Source organism: Micromonospora sp. NBRC 110037 (genome assembly GCF_001652995.1).
Classification (GTDB): Bacteria; Actinomycetota; Actinomycetes; order Mycobacteriales; family Micromonosporaceae; genus Micromonospora; species Micromonospora chalcea.
In genome coordinates, this window is record NZ_BBVA01000009.1 from 54,847 (window position 1) to 71,994 (window position 17,148).

Genomic DNA, 17,148 nt, shown 5'->3' on the forward strand with positions numbered 1-17,148 from the left:
GAAGGAAGAACGCCGATGAGACTCCTCCGTATCGCGCTGGTCGCGGTGACCGCCGTGGCCGCCACCAGCGCCGCCGCCCCGGCGAGCGCCGCCGACGCCCCCTACGACGTGCTCGTCTTCTCCAAGACCGCCGGCTTCCGCCACGACTCCATCGCGGTCGGCACGCAGGCCGTGCGGGAGCTTGGCGCGGCGAACAACTTCACGGTCACCGCGACCGAGGACGCCGCCCAGTTCACCACCGCCAACCTGGCCCGTTTCGAGGCGGTGATCTTCCTCAACACCACCGGGGACGTCCTGAACGCCACCCAGCAGTCGGCGTTCGAGGCGTACATCGGCGCCGGGGGCGGGTACGTCGGCGTGCACTCAGCCGCCGACACCGAGTACGACTGGCCGTTCTACGGCAACCTCGTCGGCGCGTGGTTCGCGTCCCACCCGGCCATCCAGCCGGCCACCGTCAAGGTGGAGGACCGGGCGCACGCGGCCACCGCGCACCTGCCGCAGCAGTGGAACCGCACCGACGAGTGGTACGACTACCGCTCCAACGCCCGCTCCACCGCGCACGTGCTGGCCAGTCTCGACGAGTCCTCGTACTCGGGAGGCTCGATGGGCGGCGACCACCCGCACGCCTGGTGCAAGACGTACAGCGGTGGCCGGTCCTTCTACACCGGCGGCGGCCACACCCAGGCCTCCTACGCCGACGCGGCGTTCCGCAACCACCTGCTCGGCGGCATCCGCTACGCGGCCGGGCGCACGAAGGCCGACTGCCGGCCGGAAACCGGCTACACCGCGCTCTACAACGGCGGCACCACCGGCTGGTCGCAGGCCGGGCCGGGCAGCTTCACCAACACCGACGCCACGCTCACCTCGGTCGGCGGCATGGGCCTGTACTGGTACAGCGCGAAGCAGTTCACCAACTACTCGCTGAAGCTGGACTGGCGGCTGGCCGGTGACGACAACTCGGGCGTGTTCGTCGGCTTCCCGCCGTCGAGCGACCCGAACTCGGCGGTGGACAACGGCTACGAGGTCCAGATCGACCCCACCGACGCCGCCGACCGGACCACCGGCGCGATCTACGGCTTCAAGTCCGCCGACCTGGCGGCCCGGGACGCGGCGCTGAACCCGGCGGGGGAGTGGAACACCTACGAGATCCTGGTCGAAGGGGAACGGCTGCAGGTGTTCCTCAACGGCGTACGCATCAACGACTTCACAAACACCGATCCGGTGCGGTCGCTCGCCGGGCACGTCGGCATCCAGAACCACGGCACCGGCGACGACGTGTCGTTCCGCAACATCCGGATCAAGGAGCTGGGCGGGACGCCGCCGCCGACCGGCAACACCACGGTCCAGGCCGAGGCGTTCGGTTCGGCCAGCGGCGTCAGCGCGTACCCCAAGGCCGGTGCCAACGGCGGCCAGACCCTGGGGTACGTGGATCCGGGCGACTGGGCCGCGTACCCGGGGCTGGACCTGACCGGTGTGACGTCGCTGCGCGCCCGGGTGGTCTCCGGCGGCCCCGGCGGCACGCTCCAGGTGCGGACCGGCTCGCCGACCGGACCGTTGCTCGGCCAGGTGGCGGTGCCGAACACCGGGAGCTGGACCACGTTCGCCGACGTGTCCACCGCGCTCACCGGCGTGCCGTCCGGTACGCAGACCGTGCACCTGACGTTCGCCGGCAGCGGCACCGGCCTGTTCGACGTGGACGACTTCACGCTGGTCCGCGGCACCGCAAGCGGCGGCACCGGCCCGATCAAGGGGCTGGCCGGCAAGTGCCTGGACGTGCGGAACGCCTCGTCGGCCGACGGCACCCAGATCCAGCTCTACACCTGCAACGGCTCGACGGCGCAGACGTGGACGGTGACGCCGAACGGGCCGGTGAAGGCGCTGGGCAAGTGCCTGGACGTCTCCGGCGGCGGCAACGCGAACGGCACGAAGATCCAGTTGTGGTCGTGCAACGGCACCGGCGCGCAGACCTGGTCGGCGCAGGCGGACGGGACGCTGCGCAACCCGTCGTCGGGCAAGTGCCTGGACGTGTCCGGCAACAACTCGGCCGACGGCACGGCGGTGCACCTGTGGACGTGCACGGGCGCGGCGAACCAGCGCTGGACCCTGCCCTGAGGTAGGCCATAGAGTGGAGGCGGCGACCGCGAGGTGGCCGGTGACCCGGCGGGAGGCGCAACCCGCCCGGGAGGCAGACGCTCCGGCGTCCACCGGTGCCCTCAGGCCGCCGCCTCCGGTCGTCCTCGCCCCGGTCCGCGACGGAATCCCCCATCACCACAGGGGAGAAGGACAATGGCGCGACCCATCACGCTCTTCACCGGCCAGTGGGCCGACCTTCCGTTCGACGAGGTCTGCCGGCTCGCCGCCGAGTGGGGCTACGACGGGCTGGAGATCGCCTGCTGGGGCGACCACTTCGAGGTGGACAAGGCGCTCGCCGACGACTCGTACGTCGAGCGCAAGCGGGCCACCCTGGCCAAGCACAACCTTCAGGTGTTCGCCATCTCCAACCACCTGGTCGGGCAGGCCGTCTGCGACCACCCGATCGACGAGCGGCACCAGGACATCCTGCCGGCCCGGATCTGGGGCGACGGCGAGCCGGAAGGGGTGCGGCAGCGGGCCGCCGAGGAGATCAAGGACACCGCGCGGGCGGCGGCGAAACTCGGCGTACGCACCGTCGTCGGCTTCACCGGCTCGTCCATCTGGCACACGGTGGCCATGTTCCCGCCGGTGCCACCGGCCATGATCGAGCGCGGCTACCAGGACTTCGCCGACAGGTGGAACCCGATCCTGGACGTGTTCGACGAGGTGGGCGTGCGGTTCGCGCACGAGGTGCACCCCAGCGAGATCGCGTACGACTACTGGACCACGAAGCGCACGCTGGAGGCGATCGGGCACCGGGAGGCGTTCGGGCTCAACTGGGACCCGTCGCACTTCGTCTGGCAGGAGCTGGACCCGGTGAACTTCATCTTCGACTTCGCCGACCGGATCTACCACGTCGACTGCAAGGACGCGAAGGTCCGTACCGGGGACGGCCGCCGCGGCCGGCTCTCCTCCCACCTGCCCTGGGCCGACCTGCGGCGCGGCTGGGACTTCGTCTCCACCGGCCACGGTGACGTGCCGTGGGAGGACTGCTTCCGGGCGCTGAACGCGATCGGCTACGACGGCCCGATCTCGGTCGAGTGGGAGGACGCCGGCATGGACCGCCTGGTCGGCGCGCCGGAGGCGCTCCAGTTCGTCCGCCGCCTGGCCTTCGACGCCCCGAGCGCCGCCTTCGACGCCGCCTTCAGCAGCCGCGACTGACCCTGTCCTCGCCCCGCCCTCCTCTGCCCCGCGATCTTGCAGTTGCGGCCCTCCCGAAACGGGCATAAGTGGCATCACGTGGACCGCAAGTGCAAGATCGACGCGGTGAGGGCGGGGTGGGGCGGGGTCAGCGGGCGGCGTAGGTCTGGGTGCTGACCAGGTGGGCCGCGCCGATCAGGGCGGCGGTGTCGCCGAGGTCGGACAGGACGATCGGCAGGCTGCCGGTGGCCAGCGGCGTGGAGCGCCGGTAGACCACGCCCCGGATCTCGGCGAGCAGGACCGGCCCGATCCCGGCCGGCGCGCCCCCGATGATGACGATGGCCGGGTTGACGAAGCTGACCAGCCCGACCAGCACCTGCCCGAGCCGGCGGGCGGCGTCGCGGACGATGGTCTGCGCCGCCGGGTCGCCCTCGGTGGCCGCCGCCGCCACGTCGGCCACCGCCAGCGTCCCGGCCGCGGCCAGCCGGTCCGCGAGCACCGTCGAGCGCCCGGTCCGCGCGGCCGTCACCGCCTCCCGCACCAGCGCGGCATCCCCGCAGTACGCCTCGACGCACCCGTTGTTGCCGCAGCCGCAGAGCGGCCCGTCCTCGCTGAGCTGGAGGTGGCCGATGTCGCCGGCCCCGCTGGCCGCGCCCCGGTAGAGCGAACCGGCGAGCACCAGCCCGCAGCCGACCGCGTCGCCCAGCTTGACGGCGAGGAAGTCGTCGAACGGGCGGCCGGTGCCGGCGTGCCGTTCACCGAGGGCCATCGCGTTGGCGTCGTTGTCGACCTGCACCGGGCAGCCCAGCTCGGCGGCGAGCGTGTCGCGTACCGGGAAGCGGTGCCAGCCGGGCAGGGCCGGCGGGGAGACCGGCGTGCCGTCGCGGACCTCGACCGGCGCGGGCAGCGCGACACCGACGCCGGTCAGCGACGTCAGCCCCGCCTCGACGCGCAGCTTGCCGAGCAGCTCGACCATGCGTCCGACCACCACGTCCGGGCCGAGCCGGACGTCCACCGGCTCGTCGTGCCGGGCCAGCGGGTTCAGCTCGCCGTCGGTGAGCGCGACCCGCAGCGTGCCGCCGCCGACGAGCACTGCGCCGAACCGGACCTGCGCGCCGATGCGCAGCAGCGACGACCGTCGCCCGCCCCGCGAGGCAGCCGGGCCGGCGCTCTCCACCAGGCCCAGCGCGGTCAACCGGTCCACCTCGGCGGCGAAACGGGCCCGCGGCAGGCCGAGGAGGTCGGTCAGCTCGACCCGGGACCGCGGGCCGTCGTCGCGCAGCAGGCGCAGCAGCCGCGCCTGATCCGCCGTTTCCGGTCCGACCATCGGCATGTGGTCACCTCCCCACGGAGAATGTGCCACATCGGCGCCCGAGCACACGGGAGCGGGCCGGTCACCCGGAGGTGACCGGCCCGCTGTCCGCTTGCGTCAGAGCGTGTTGCCGGTGGACGGCTTGGTGCTCGTGCCGGTCGTGGTCGAGCCGGACGCGCTGGTCGAACTGGTCGAGCCCGTGCCGTTGGCGCTGCGGCTGCCGACCGCGGCCGGCGTGCCCGCGAACGGCTTGTCGGCCTCGGTCATGCCCGGCTTGCCACCGTTGCCGGTGGCGAGCTTCTCACCCAGCTTGGTCTGCCCCAGCTTGTCCTTGCCCTCGGAGTAGAGCCGGGTCGCCTGGGCCTGCGCGACCCCGGCCGCCTCCTGGACGGTCGGGTGGTCGAGCACCTTGCGCCCCCGGACCACCAGCTCCTCGTACTTCTCCCGGCCGGCACGGGCGCCCAGGACGAATCCCGCAGCCAGCCCGCCAAGAAACATGATCTTTCCGCGCATGGCGGCTCCTTCCGTACCTGACGCTCTTGCCGATTTCCGCCGGCTCGGCGGAACGACCATCTTGCGCCTGCGTTCTCTGTCGACGGCTAACTACCCATCCTGCTCTCCGCTCATGCCTCCCTGTGCCGAGATGACGATTTGTCCGTAATCCTGGCGCGTCCGCCGGCCCGGTCCTCCTCCGGTAACCCCCTGGCGCACAACCCCCCGATGTCCTGTACTCTTGTCCCCGTCGCACGGAGCGGAGAGATCCGATCCGAGCGGTGCACGGTCCCCTGTAGCTCAATTGGCAGAGCAGCCGGCTGTTAACCGGCAGGTTATTGGTTCGAGTCCAATCGGGGGAGCTTCGCTCCACGTCACGCCCGTCGGCCCTGCCGGCGGGCGTTTCCCGTTCCGGCCCCTCGCGTGTCCCGGCTGCCCGGTTTCCGCCCGCGAGTCGTCACTCGCCCGGCAGGATGGTCGGCGTCGACCTAGACTCCCGCTGCGTCGATTGTTGCGTCGATTCGAGGACGGTGGAGATGGCCGCAGGACGCAGCCGCTGGACCGCGACGCTGATCGCGGTAGCCGTGGTGCTCGGCTGGCTGATCATCGGCGGCGTCGCCGGGCCGTACTCGGGCAAGCTCGGCGAGGTCTCCACCAACGACAACGCCTCCTTCCTGCCGGCCGACGCCGAGGCCACCCGCGCGCAGGACCTGGCCGCCGGATTCGTCGACCGGGAGACCACGCCGGCGCTCGTGGTCTACGAACGCGCCGGTGGCCTCACCCCGGCCGACCAGCAACGGATCCAGGCCGACGCGGCCCGCTTCGCCGACGTACCGGGCGTGGTCGGCCCGCTGCCGCCACCGGTCGTCAGCCAGGACCGGCAGGCCGCCCAGGTGATCGTGCCGATCGACAGCGGCGAGGGCGAACAGATCCGCGCGGTGGTGGAACGCCTGCGCGACATCGCCGGCCCGGACCGCGACGGGCTCACCGTCGACGTCGCCGGACCCGCCGGGCTGCTCGGCGACCTGATCGAGGTGTTCGGCGCGATCGACGGACCGCTGCTGCTCGTCACCCTCACCGTGGTCCTGGTCATCCTCCTCGTCGTCTACCGCAGCCCGGTGCTGTGGATCTTCCCGCTGCTGGCCGCCGGGATGTCGTACTCGCTGGCGGCCGTCTTCGTCTACCTGCTCGCCGACCACGACATCGTCAAGCTCAACGGGCAGGCGCAGGGCATCCTCACCGTGCTCGTGTTCGGCGCCGGCACCGACTACGCGCTGCTGCTCATCGCCCGCTACCGGGAGGAACTGCACCGGCACGAGCGGCCCTGGGACGCGATGAAGACCGCCTGGAAGGGCGCCGCGCCCGCCATCGTCGCCTCCGGCGCCACAGTCATCGTCAGCCTGCTCTGCCTGCTGCTGTCCAGTCTCAACTCCAACCGGGCGCTCGGCCCGGTGAGCGCCGTCGGCATCGCCGCCACGCTGCTGGTGATGCTCACGTTCCTGCCCGCGCTGCTGGTCCTCGGCGGCAGGTGGGCGTTCTGGCCCCGGCGGCCCCGGCACGACGAGGCCGACCCGCGCGCCGAGCACGGCATCTGGGCGCGGATCGCCGGCTTCGTGGCGCGCCGCTCCCGTACGGTCTGGGTCGTCACCGCCGTGGCGCTCGCCGTGCTCGCGATCGGGGTGACCCAGCTCGGCGCCACCACGCTCGGCCAGTCCCAGCTGTTCACCCAGCGCACCGACTCGGTGGCCGGGCAGGAGGTCATCGACAGGCACTTCCCGGCCGGCACCGGCAGCCCCGCCACCATCTTCACCACCCAGGACACCGCGCGGCAGGTCGCCCAGGTGGCGCAGGGCGTACCGGGAGTCGCCTCGGTGCTGCCGCTCGGCCAGCGCGGCGAGAACGCGCCGCCCGACCCGAACGCGCCCCCCAAGGTGGTCGACGGGCGGGTGCAGCTCAACGTCACGCTCGCCGACGCGCCGGACAGCAACGGCGCCGAGCGGACCATCCGCGACCTGCGCGAGGCGGTGCACCGGGTGCCCGGCGCGGACGCCGTGGTCGGCGGCTTCACCGCGATCAACGTGGACACCGCCGACGCCTCCGTCCGCGACCGCAACGTGATCATCCCGGTGGTGCTGCTGGTCATCGCGGTCATCCTGGCCGTGCTGCTGCGCGCCCTGGTCGCCCCGGTGCTGCTGATCGCCACGGTGGTGCTGTCGTTCCTGGCCACGCTCGGCCTCTGCGCGCTGCTGTTCAAGTACGTGTTCGACTTCCCCGGCGTCGACCAGTCGTTCCCGCTGTTCGCGTTCGTCTTCCTGGTCGCGCTCGGCATCGACTACAACATCTTCCTGATGAGCCGGGTCCGGGAGGAATCGGTACGCCGCGGCACCCGCGCCGGTGTGCTCGTCGGCCTGGCCGTCACCGGCGGCGTGATCACCTCCGCCGGCATCGTGCTCGCCGCCACGTTCTCCGCGCTCGCCGTACTGCCGCTCGTCGTGCTCGTCGAGCTGGGCGTGGCCGTCGCCGTCGGCGTCCTGCTCGACACCATAGTGGTCCGCTCGCTGCTGGTGCCCGCGCTCGCGTACGACATCGGGCCGAAGGTCTGGTGGCCGGGCCGGTTGTCGCGGTCGCACCGCGAGGGCGACCGGGCCGGCGCGGGGGTGGACCGTGCCTGACACCGACGTGGTGGTCGTCGGCGGCGGCCTGGCCGGTCTCGCCGCCGCCCGGAGGCTGCACCGGGCCGGCGTGCCCTGGCGGCTGCTGGAGGCGAGCGACCGGCTCGGCGGGCGGGTCGCCACCGACCGCGTCGACGGGTTCCTGCTGGACCGCGGCTTCCAGGTGCTGAACACCGCGTACCCACGGCTGGCCGGCCTGGTCGACGTCGGCGCCCTCGGAATAGGCTGGTTCACACCCGGCGTCCTGGTGCGCCGCGGCGACCGGCTGGAACGACTCGTCAACCCGCTGCGCGAGCCCGCCGGCGCGCCCGCCACGCTCACCGCCGGCATCGGGACACTGACCGACCGGCTGCGCTTCGGCGCGCTCGCCGCCGGCTACGCGACGCTGCCGGTCGGGCGGCTGCTCAACACACCCGAGACCAGCGCCGAGAAGGCGCTGCGCCGGGCCGGGCTCTCCGACACGATCATCGAGGAACTGCTCCGGCCGTTCCTGTCCGGCGTGCTGCTCGACCGCGAGCTGGCCACCTCCAGCCACGTCCTCGCGGTCATCATGCGCTCCTTCGCCCGGGGCCGCATCGGCCTGCCCGCCGACGGCATGGCGGCGCTGCCCCGGGCGCTCGCCGCGCCGCTGCCCGCCGAGCTGATCGACCTGAACACCCCGGTCACCGAGGTCGCGCCCGGCCGCGTCCGCACCCCGTCCGGCGAGATCACCTGCCGCGCCGTCGTGGTCGCGGCCGACCCGCCGGCGGCGGCCACGCTGCTGCCCGGGCTGCCGAGGGTACGCATGCACGCCTACACCACCTACTACCACCGCACCGGCACGGCGCCACTGGACGAGCCGATCCTGCTGCTCGACGGCGACCGGCGGGAAACGATCGCCAACACGGTGGTGGTGAGCCGGGCCGCGCCCACGTACGCCCCGGATGGCCAGCACCTGGTCGCCACCTCGGTGGTCGGCCCGCAGACCCCACCCGAACCGGTGATCCGCCGCGAACTGGACCGCCTCTACGGCCGCTCCACCGCCGACTGGACCCACCTCACCACCATCACCGTGCCGGACGCGCTGCCCGCCGCCCCGCCGCCGCAGGGCCGCCTGCGCAAGCCGGTCGCGCTCGGCGGCGGCCTGTACGTGGCCGGGGACCACCGGGACAGCCCGTCCATCCAGGGCGCGCTCGCCAGCGGCTGGCGCACGGTCGGCGCCGTCATCGCCGATCTCCGGCGCGCGTAGAGCCGTTGGCCGGTGGGTTGCGCGTTGTTATCCTCGCGTAGCCCATCGTGCTGTCGCGGTAGTCTTTCCGCCCGGCCGGTGGTGGTCCGCGAAACGATCGGCGGGTTACGATCCGGCGCGGTGACGGGGCGGTAGCTCAGCCGGTTAGAGCAGGGGACTCATAATCCCTCGGTCGCGGGTTCGAACCCCGCCCGCCCCACCAGCCGTTTTCCCAGCTCAGCCATGCTGGGGACGACCCAGGCGAACCGCGTCCAGGTCCGGACCCAGGCTCACAGTCCGCACTGAGTCCGCAGCGGCACGACCCGCCGCCCGGTCGAGGCGATCCGCCACCTGGTCCAGGTCGTCCTCGAACAGGTCCGCGTACACGTCCAGCGTCATGGCCGCCGAGGCGTGCCCGAGCATCCGCTGCACCGCCTTGACGTTGGCGCCCTCAGCCACCGCGAGACTGGCCGCCGTATGCCGCAGCTCGTGCGGAGTCAGGCCCGCGAGCCCGACCGACACCGCAGCCCGATCGAAGACGCGGCGACGGAAGTTGTTGTTACGCAACACCTCGCCGGTCGGGGAGGTGAACACCAGCTCGTCACCGGAACGACCGGCGATCTGCGCGGCGATCGGCTCGACCAGGAACCGGGGGAGCGGCACCGACCGCCGCTGATGAGTCTTGGGCGTACCGAACACCGCCCGACCGTTGACCTCGGTCACCGACTCCGCCACCAGCAGCCGGCGCTTCACCAGGTCCACCCGCCGCACGCGCAGCGCGGCCAGCTCGCCCCACCGCAACCCGGTGTAGGCCAGCACCCGGATGATCAGCCCGTGAGGCTCTGCCGCTGCCGCCAGCTCGCCCACCTGGCCGTGCGACAGGAACACCTTCTCAGCCCTGCCGATCCGTGGCAGCCGCACACCTGACGCGACGTTGCGAGTCAGCCGACCATCCCGAACGGCGAGGGCCAGCAGCAGCGAGAACACCCGGTGCGCTTGCCGAACGGTGGACGGCGCAAGACCGGCCTGCGTCATCCGGCGCACCCACTCACCAACGTCGGCGTGCGTGACTGCCGAAAGCGCGACGCGTTCCCACACCGGAAGCACCTGCCGGCGCAGAAGACTGCCGTACCGCTGGCGAGTCGACGGCTTGAGCTGCACCTGATTGGCGAACCACCGGGCAGCCCAGTCACCAACCGTGACCCGCGACAGAGCCGGATCCACCCACTCACCGCGGGCAAGTGCCGTCTTCATCGAGGCATGCCACCTGTCGGCGTCGACCTTGCGGTCAAAGTGCCGAGCGTGCTCCCTGCCGGCGGCATCCCGGTACCGAGCACGCCACTTGCCGTTCGGCCGCTTGACCACGCTCACCGCTCTGCCGCCTCATCGAGCCAGGCCCGCACGTCGACCGGGTCATAGCGCAGATGACGGCCCACCTTCCGGGCACGCGGCCCCAGACGCCGATACCGCCACTGGTACAGCGTGCTCACCGGCACGCCCAGGAACGTCGACACGTCCTCAGCCGTCCACAACGGCTCGATGGTCCCGGTCTTCATACTGCTCCTCCCTGAGCGGTGGCGGTTGCCGAAACGTCGGGCGGGTCGGCGGCGGCGCGTCTGGCGGCGTCGAGCTGGGCGCGCCATTGGATGCGCTCGGAGATGGCCCGCAGGACCCGGTGGCCGATCGGTGGGACGTCGGGGTCGGTGGGCTTGGCGAGTTCCCAGGCGTGGCGTTGCTCGCCGCCGGCCGGGGCGGTGTCGGCGTCGGTGGTGATGCCGAGGAGGGCTTTGACCCAGTCGCGGCGGTCGGCCCGGTGGTCGGTGAGGGTTTTGCCGGACCACTGGCGGGAGATCAGGACGCGGCGCCCGCCGATGCCGAGGGTGTCGCGCTTGTGGACCTTGTTCTTGCAGTTGCCGGGCTTCAACCCGGGTCGGGCCTTCTTGGGCTGGATGCCGTAGAGCAGCCAGTTGGCGCACCGCTCCGAACACGGCGTGTGCCGCAGTTCCTGCCAGAGCCGTTCCAGGTGGGCGCGTTGCCGGCCGGTGGTGGCCTCGTGGCAGTCGGCGGCCTGCTTGGTGAGGTACTTGGTGATGTAGCCGACGCACCGATCCGCGTCCTTGGTCCCGGCGAGCACACCCTTGGCGTCGACCTGGCTACCGAAGCGGACGACGTGCACCGGTTGGGCGTCGGGGTCGGCGTCGACCAGGTCCAGGGCGTCATCCCACGACGGCAGGAGTCGGCCGGTGGTCGGGTCGGTGTAGCCGGCGGCGTCGGCGTCCCATCGCGGCGCCCGCCCCGGTTCGTAGACCAGCTCGTCAACGGGCGGCCACCACACCTGGTGATACGTCGCAGCGGCGACCTGGCGCACGAGGGCGCGGGGGATCGTGCCGCGCATGGCGAAGTGCGCGTGCGGAGCGAGACGGCGTTGCGGCTCGACCGCGCCCGCGTACTGCACGTTCCAGCCGACCGCCCGGCGCAGGTTCTGCCAGAACCGGTCCAGGAGCCGGGGGAAGTGCACCGCGTCCCACGCGGCCCGCCGGTAGTCGTAGGTGTCCGGGTCGACGGGCGTGCCGTCGGAGTGGACGCGGCCGTAGGAGCCGAGGGTGAGGGTCAGGAACATCGACGGCCGGAACACCTGCCCGCCGCGACCGGAGTAGGTCCGCCCGAGCGTGCGGTTTTCCACGGGCAGCCGGGGCAGGTCCGGTGCGTCCTGGCGCCGCTTGGTCGAGCGGACCCGCCGCTTGCCGTCGCCGTCGTCGGAGTCGTCGCTGGCGTGGGGTGGGGCAGGTCGGCCGCGCATGCCCTCGGTGGTGATCTCGGCTTCCAGTTCCCCGATCGCATCGTCCAGGTCGGCGACCTGATCCCACTGCGAGGCGCGGGCGGCTTCGTCGCGGGCGAATTCCAGGTGAGCGCGGGCGACGATCAGCGCCTGTTGCGCCTCGGTCGCCGGCCGGGGGCCGGGGTCGGGTTCGTCGTCCCGGTGCCAGCCCTCGCGGATCTGCTGCTGCCGTAGCCGGCGGGCGCGGGTGGCGCAGGCGGGGCACTTGGCTTCCTGCGTGGCGCCGCACGGCAGGTCGATCACCTCGGTCTGCCCGGAGCCGAGGTCAGTGCGGCGCAGGGATACGGGGCGGGTACAGACGCCGTAGTCGGCGGCCAGATCCTTGACGACGTCGATGGAGCGGGGCATGAGCATGCGGGCGGCCCGGGAGCCCGGCCTCGGAGAATCCGCCGGGGTGGCGGGTTCGAGGCCGGGCAGCGTCGGAGTCAGCGTCATCGGCCCACCCCCAGCGTCGGGACGCCGTTGCGGCGGGCGAACGCAGATGGCGGAACCGGCGCGAGCGGACCCTGACGGATCGGCTCGACGGGAGCCGGGCGGGTCGGCTCGGCGGGGTCGGCGTCGACCAGGGCGACGGGCTCAGGCACGACCGGGACGGGAGCCGGCGGGACGGCCGGAATCGGGGCGGGGGCCGGCGGCGGGACCGGGGCAGGAGCCGGCGGCGAGACCGGCCGGGCCGGAGCCGGGGTCGATGCGGGCGCAGTGGCCGCCGCCGGGGTGGTGAGCACGAGCTTGGACAGGCCCATGAACGCCAGCGCCGGCACGGCCGACAGCAGCCAGCCGGTGGGGCCGGGCTTGGCCACGGCGAGCTGCGCGGCCAGGGACAGGAGCACGGCGGCGACGAGGAGGAACAGCGGGTAGCCGACCGGCTGACGGTTGCGGCGTCGGCGGCGGATGGTCAGCAGCGCGGCGACCGGGACGAGTTCGGAGATGACGGCGTTGGCCCAACCGAACCACGCCCCGGTCCCGGGCGGAGAGTTGTCGAGGGTCCATTCCTTGACGTGGGTGAACGACGCGGCGCCCGCGAAGCCGGCGACGGTGAGCAAGATGACGACGAGGACCAGGCCTTCAACACGGTCGGTGCGGGTCGCGGTGGGGTGAGGCTTCATGCGGCACCTCCGAGGACTTCGCCGTCGATGACCCGCAGCCGGCCGTAGGTGTGGGCCATGTCGCGGATCTCGTCATCGGTCAGGTAGGAGAAGCGGACCCGCATAGGGGTGGGGTCGCCGTCGATGACCACGAACGCCACCCCCGGCAGGCTCTGCGGGATCCGGTCGCACAGCGCGCCCCGGTCCCGCATCCCCTCACCGAGGACCAGGTCCACCTGAGCGGCTTCGGCCAGGCGCAGGCCGATGCGGGTGGGGAACAGGTCCCGGAACGGCAGCACCTCCTTACGCGGATCCTGAATCGCCGCGACCACGTGCACGCCGACCGCCCGGCCCTGCGAGAGCAGGATCGACAAGGCGGCCTTGACGCGGTCCTTCAACTGCCGGTCAGTCAGGTACGCGGTCAGGTTTGCCAGCTCGTCAATCACGACGACGATCAGCGGCTCATCCGGCGTCGGGACGTGCTGGCGGGTACGGCCGTAGAGCTTCCCGGCGCGGTCCTTTGCGACGGTGGCGGCTTCCTCGATCAGCTCGACCATGGCCGGGTAGTCCTTGCGGGCGAAGCGGGCGAACATCGGCGCACCCATCCCCAACTCCATCCCGCCCTTGGGGTCCAGGCCCCAGAGCTGCACGAGGCCCGAGGTGACGCCGTTGGCCAGGGAGCGGACCACGGACCAGATGACCGAGCCCTTCCCCGCACCCGTGGCCCCCACGACGAGGACCTGCGTGCCGAACAGGCGAAGGTCGTAACCCTCGCCGTCCTCACGCCGGCCGACCGGCAAGGCGGTGAACTCCGGCACCGCAGGCACCGGCAGCGGGCGGACGAGCTTGGCGAGGGGGTCACCGCGGAACAGGTGCAGCAGCACCACATCCGGCCGCGACCCGGGGACCGCCTTCACCTGGCGGACGCCGAAGGTATGCGCGAGGCGTTCGGCGACCTTGGCGAAGTCGTCGGGGATCTGCCCGGTGACCATCCGCACCGTCACCACATCGACGCCGCCCGTGCACTGCACCTTGCGCAGCACCGGCAGCACCGTGTGCGCGTCGAAGGAGACGGCCAGCTTCGCCGTGACCATCGCGGCGTGCCAGTTGCGCCGGTACAGCCAGCGGCGGATGCGAGCCAGGATCGGCCACCACCCGAACCGCAGCCACGACGACCGATGCCCGAAGCCCCACCCGGCGGCGACGACGGCGACCAGGACCACGACGCCGACTGGCCCAGCCCAGCCGAACCGCAGGTACAGCCAGGCGAAGAACACCACCGGGGCAGTGACGTACCAGAACCGAACGAGCACCACGGCCAAGCGGGCGAGGCCCTTCAGGGTCCACCACGACAGGGCCAGCCACAGCGGGATGCGAACGAACGGAGTCCGCACGTTGAGCGGGGCAGCGTCGATCCGCTCACCCCGGATCACGTTGACCAACGGCATACCTCAGCCCTCCCCACCAGCAGCGGCGAACAGGAAGCCCTGACCCGGCGAGCCGCCACGGCGGCGAACCACCCGGCGGACCGGACGCACCGGTCGGGCCGGCATGAGTTCGGCAAGGTCGACCGGCCCCGACTGCGGGGCGGGAACGTGGCGGGTCATGGTCGGAAGCCACCGGCCACGGCCGAGCACCGCGCGCAGGTCGACCCGGTCGGACACGTGCGGGGCGATCAGGTCCGGGTCAAGGTGGCGCAGCTTCACCACCGTCCGCGCCAGAGCAGCAGCAGCGGCGGAAATCTCGACCAGCACGGCCACCCGGACGGCGTCGGACGGGACGGTGGTGTAGACCTCGCGGACCGCCCGGATACCGGAACCGGCGAGGCGCATCACGGTACGGCGGTGGGTCGTGCGGCGGGGGGCGGGGCGCGGGTTCCCGACGATGCGGGCAGCGTCAGCTAGCGTGGGCATCAGCCCAACTCCTTCCAGGGAGAACGGGTCAGGGCGCGGGGCGGGAATCGACTTGGCGGTAGAGGCCCGCCCCGCGCGTCGAGTTCTGGTCAGGCCGCCTGCTTCGTCGCGGCGGCGGTCGGCTCGGTCATGGCGCCCGCGCGGATCGACCACGCCTGACGCGCCCGGCACTTCCCCGAGCCCTTGCACCGCTGGCTGTCGACGTACGGCGTCAGGGTCACGTCCGAGAACGTCACCGCCGGCGGATAGCCCGGGATCTTCGACGCCGGCGGAACCGGCTGCACCGGCGCGGCGATCTTCACCTTGACCTCCTTCGACCCGCCGAACTTCCCGGCCTCCGGGTCCAGGTCCAGCACCTTGACCACCCACAGCCGCTCGCCCGTGTCCTTGTCACGCGCCTGGTCATCGCCCTGGCCGCGCTTGTCGAAGTCCGTCACCGCTTCCACACCCAGGCACAGCGCACCCGCCGGGAAGACGTAATCGAACGGAACCGGAACCTTGATCGAGTTCGGGACAGCCATCTCGGCACTCCTTGGTGTCGCCGCCGGCCCTCTGCCGGTCTTGGCGGGTCCGAAGACCTATAGAGGACTGTAGGTGCTCACCGCCCGGTCATCAAGACCTCTATAGGACGATGTTGCCGAGAAGTGTGGTCGGCATCAGCGCTACCGTGGTCAAGAGGGGTAGACCTCCATAGGACCGGCCCAGGATGGGGCAGACATGACGGACGACCTTGGTGCAAAGGCACCCAAGTACTTGCAGATCGCGGCCCAGCTACGCCGGGAAGTCCGCGACGGCAAGTTCAAGCCGGACAACCGGCTTCCTGCTGAGACCGCTCTTGCAGAGCGCTTCCGAGTCAGCCCGATCACTCTCAGGAACGCCATTGGCGTGCTTCGGGCCGAAGGGCTGATCGAGTCCCGTCACGGCGTCGGCACGTTTGTGCGCGAGAGCCGCCGGCTGCACCGTCGATCCCGCGACCGCTACGGGCGGGCGCGCAAGGATCAGCGGCTGCTCACCTCGCATCTTCGGCATGAGATCGTCTTTGCCGGACGCGTCCCGGTGCCCGCGCACATCGCCGAAGTGATGGACATCGAGCCGGGCACCGAGATCGTGGTTCGCCGTCGCAACCTCTACGACCGCGAGACGGGCAAGCCCGAGGAGATCGGCGCTAGCTACATCCCGGCCGAATTTGCCGCTGGCACCTACCTAGAGGAACCCACCGTGGTCCCCAAGGGCCTGTTCCTGTGCGTGGAAGACCTCAGCGGCAAGCGCTACACGAGCGCGCGAGACCAGTGGGTGGCCCGCCTTCCTACCGCCGATGAAGCCGCGGCCCTTGCGCTCCCCATGGGTGCCCCGGTCATGCACGTCATCCACACGGCCCGAGCCGAGGACGGCAGCATCCTCGAAGTATCAGAGTCCGTATGGCCGGCCGACCGAATCATGGTCATCGACGACTACCGGGTAGAACCAACGGCCACCGAGCCCGAAGCGCCCTCGGAAGTCTGACAGGAGAAGTCGTGTCATTCGCAGACCTTGCACCCGGGCAGCACGCCGGCCACGTTCGCGACCACTGGTGGTGGCGGCCCGGTTGGCGTGTCGGGCGCCGCTTCTACGCCTTCCATGTGACCTTCGAGGACCAACCCGAGCTGTACCGCCTGGCGGACTCGTACCGGTCGGCGCTGGCCGCAGCTCCCCCCGCAACGCTGATCCCGGATCAGTGGCTACACCTCACCATGCAGGGCATCGGCTTCACCGACGAGACCAGCGAAGCGACACTGTCCGCAGTCATCGAGGAAGCGGGCAAGCAGCTCGCGCGACTGCCCGCGGTCGCCGTCGAGTTCGGGGAGATCGTTGTGGCTGACGAGGCAATCGTCATGCCCGCGTTGCCTGCCGAGCCTGTCCAAGGGCTACGAGCCGCTACCCGGACCGCCATCGGGCACGTCGTCGGTGAGGACCAGGTCCCCGAGGACCCCAGCCGATACCGGCCTCACGTAAGCGTCGCCTACCTGACTACCGATGGCCCATCCGAGCCTTACGTCCAGGCGGTGCAGTCCGTGGCTCCTGAGCCCGCCACCGTCTCGATCAGCCACGTAGATCTCATCGAGATGCACCGGGACCGACGCATGTACGAATGGCGAGTCGTCGCTCGGATTCCGCTCGGCTAGCCCGTGGCAGTCTGCGTTGCCGAATTCCGCTCTATCAGATCAAGGCGGCCCGCAAGCGGGCCGCGCCGGCCGCGCTCGGCCTGCTGGCGGCGCAAGCGCCGGCATCGGCCGGCGCGCCGGCCGTTAAGAGCCTTTGCCTCCGGCGGGGGGCCAGACGACTCCGAGATGGAGTTGCCGAACGGTTCAGGTTCGT

General features: G+C 71.7%; 15 protein-coding genes and 2 tRNA genes. 8 read left to right on the forward strand and 9 right to left on the reverse strand.

The features are described from left to right. Window positions 1-15 precede the first annotated feature (15 nt). Entirely contained in the window at window positions 16-2,112 is a 2,097-nt protein-coding gene (locus A4R25_RS24175; RefSeq protein WP_064448173.1) for a ThuA domain-containing protein, read from the forward strand. 174 nt (window positions 2,113-2,286) lie between these two features. Beyond that, window positions 2,287-3,294: a sugar phosphate isomerase/epimerase gene (locus tag A4R25_RS24180; protein WP_043329109.1), complete on the forward strand. Its 1,008-nt coding sequence runs from the start codon at window positions 2,287-2,289 to the stop codon at window positions 3,292-3,294. 127 nt (window positions 3,295-3,421) lie between these two features. Here the strand turns inward: A4R25_RS24180 and A4R25_RS24185 are convergent, their stop codons facing one another. Together A4R25_RS24185 and A4R25_RS24190 are read right to left on the reverse strand one after the other, a co-directional pair. Further along, window positions 3,422-4,606, reverse strand: a complete 1,185-nt coding sequence (locus A4R25_RS24185) for an ROK family transcriptional regulator (protein WP_064448174.1) — start codon at window positions 4,604-4,606, stop codon at window positions 3,422-3,424. A gap of 96 nt (window positions 4,607-4,702) precedes the next feature. Further along, the gene (locus A4R25_RS24190) at window positions 4,703-5,098 is read right to left on the reverse strand and encodes a hypothetical protein (RefSeq protein ID WP_030503967.1); all 396 of its coding nucleotides are present in this window, start codon (window positions 5,096-5,098) and stop codon (window positions 4,703-4,705) included. Window positions 5,099-5,366: 268 nt separating this feature from the next. Here A4R25_RS24190 and A4R25_RS24195 point away from each other — a divergent pair. The 4 genes from A4R25_RS24195 to A4R25_RS24210 all read left to right on the forward strand — a co-directional run bounded on the left by A4R25_RS24195 (window position 5,367) and on the right by A4R25_RS24210 (window position 9,179). Further along, window positions 5,367-5,439: transfer RNA gene (locus tag A4R25_RS24195), tRNA-Asn, on the forward strand. A gap of 174 nt (window positions 5,440-5,613) precedes the next feature. Continuing rightward, entirely contained in the window at window positions 5,614-7,749 is a 2,136-nt protein-coding gene (locus A4R25_RS24200; RefSeq protein ID WP_064448175.1) for an MMPL family transporter, read from the forward strand. Beyond that, a complete protein-coding gene (locus A4R25_RS24205) occupies window positions 7,742-8,977 on the forward strand; it encodes an FAD-dependent oxidoreductase (RefSeq protein WP_064448176.1) in 1,236 nt (411 codons plus the stop codon). Before A4R25_RS24200 ends, A4R25_RS24205 begins: the two co-directional genes overlap by 8 nt. 125 nt (window positions 8,978-9,102) lie before the next feature. Further along, window positions 9,103-9,179 (forward strand) — tRNA-Ile (locus tag A4R25_RS24210). A 14-nt stretch (window positions 9,180-9,193) separates the two neighbouring features. Here the strand turns inward: A4R25_RS24210 and A4R25_RS24215 are convergent. From A4R25_RS24215 to A4R25_RS24245, 7 genes are all read right to left on the reverse strand, one after another. Next, a complete protein-coding gene (locus A4R25_RS24215) occupies window positions 9,194-10,327 on the reverse strand; it encodes a site-specific integrase (RefSeq protein WP_082931123.1) in 1,134 nt (377 codons plus the stop codon). After that, entirely contained in the window at window positions 10,324-10,512 is a 189-nt protein-coding gene (locus A4R25_RS24220) for an AlpA family transcriptional regulator (protein WP_064448178.1), read from the reverse strand. Before A4R25_RS24220 ends, A4R25_RS24215 begins: the two co-directional genes overlap by 4 nt. After that, window positions 10,509-12,230 (reverse strand): replication initiator, encoded by a 1,722-nt coding sequence (locus A4R25_RS24225; protein WP_064448179.1) that lies wholly within the window; start codon window positions 12,228-12,230, stop codon window positions 10,509-10,511. The genes A4R25_RS24220 and A4R25_RS24225 overlap by 4 nt, the downstream gene beginning before the upstream one ends. Next, on the reverse strand, window positions 12,227-12,901 hold the full coding sequence (locus A4R25_RS24230; protein ID WP_064448180.1) for a hypothetical protein: 675 nt from the start codon (window positions 12,899-12,901) through the stop codon (window positions 12,227-12,229). Before A4R25_RS24230 ends, A4R25_RS24225 begins: the two co-directional genes overlap by 4 nt. Beyond that, window positions 12,898-14,328, reverse strand: coding sequence for an FtsK/SpoIIIE domain-containing protein (locus tag A4R25_RS24235; protein WP_064448181.1), 1,431 nt, complete (start codon window positions 14,326-14,328; stop codon window positions 12,898-12,900). Before A4R25_RS24235 ends, A4R25_RS24230 begins: the two co-directional genes overlap by 4 nt. Window positions 14,329-14,331: 3 nt before the next feature. Further along, entirely contained in the window at window positions 14,332-14,793 is a 462-nt protein-coding gene (locus A4R25_RS24240; RefSeq protein ID WP_157539156.1) for a hypothetical protein, read from the reverse strand. Window positions 14,794-14,882: 89 nt separating this feature from the next. Then, a complete protein-coding gene (locus tag A4R25_RS24245) occupies window positions 14,883-15,314 on the reverse strand; it encodes a hypothetical protein (protein ID WP_064448183.1) in 432 nt (143 codons plus the stop codon). A 196-nt stretch (window positions 15,315-15,510) separates the two neighbouring features. Here A4R25_RS24245 and A4R25_RS24250 point away from each other — a divergent pair, with 196 nt between their 5' ends. Together A4R25_RS24250 and A4R25_RS24255 are read left to right on the forward strand one after the other, a co-directional pair. Further along, window positions 15,511-16,296 carry a GntR family transcriptional regulator gene (locus tag A4R25_RS24250; protein WP_064448184.1) on the forward strand — a complete coding sequence of 262 codons (786 nt, stop codon included), beginning with the start codon at window positions 15,511-15,513 and terminating at the stop codon, window positions 16,294-16,296. Window positions 16,297-16,307: 11 nt separating this feature from the next. Continuing rightward, window positions 16,308-16,955 (forward strand): 2'-5' RNA ligase family protein, encoded by a 648-nt coding sequence (locus A4R25_RS24255; protein WP_064448185.1) that lies wholly within the window; start codon window positions 16,308-16,310, stop codon window positions 16,953-16,955. The last annotated feature ends 193 nt before the right edge of the window (window positions 16,956-17,148 follow it).

Excerpts from the sequence above, each read along its gene's own strand:
- A4R25_RS24175 (WP_064448173.1), top strand. The coding sequence starts at position 16 with ATGAGACTCCTCCGTATCGCGCTGGTCGCGGTGACCGCCGTGGCCGCC.
- A4R25_RS24180 (WP_043329109.1), top strand. The coding sequence starts at position 2,287 with ATGGCGCGACCCATCACGCTCTTCACCGGCCAGTGGGCCGACCTTCCG.
- A4R25_RS24185 (WP_064448174.1), bottom strand. The coding sequence starts at position 4,606 with ATGCCGATGGTCGGACCGGAAACGGCGGATCAGGCGCGGCTGCTGCGC.
- A4R25_RS24190 (WP_030503967.1), bottom strand. The coding sequence starts at position 5,098 with ATGCGCGGAAAGATCATGTTTCTTGGCGGGCTGGCTGCGGGATTCGTC.
- A4R25_RS24200 (WP_064448175.1), top strand. The coding sequence starts at position 5,614 with ATGGCCGCAGGACGCAGCCGCTGGACCGCGACGCTGATCGCGGTAGCC.
- A4R25_RS24220 (WP_064448178.1), bottom strand. The coding sequence starts at position 10,512 with ATGAAGACCGGGACCATCGAGCCGTTGTGGACGGCTGAGGACGTGTCG.
- A4R25_RS24225 (WP_064448179.1), bottom strand. The coding sequence starts at position 12,230 with ATGACGCTGACTCCGACGCTGCCCGGCCTCGAACCCGCCACCCCGGCG.
- A4R25_RS24230 (WP_064448180.1), bottom strand. The coding sequence starts at position 12,901 with ATGAAGCCTCACCCCACCGCGACCCGCACCGACCGTGTTGAAGGCCTG.
- A4R25_RS24235 (WP_064448181.1), bottom strand. The coding sequence starts at position 14,328 with ATGCCGTTGGTCAACGTGATCCGGGGTGAGCGGATCGACGCTGCCCCG.
- A4R25_RS24240 (WP_157539156.1), bottom strand. The coding sequence starts at position 14,793 with ATGCCCACGCTAGCTGACGCTGCCCGCATCGTCGGGAACCCGCGCCCC.
- A4R25_RS24245 (WP_064448183.1), bottom strand. The coding sequence starts at position 15,314 with ATGGCTGTCCCGAACTCGATCAAGGTTCCGGTTCCGTTCGATTACGTC.
- A4R25_RS24250 (WP_064448184.1), top strand. The coding sequence starts at position 15,511 with ATGACGGACGACCTTGGTGCAAAGGCACCCAAGTACTTGCAGATCGCG.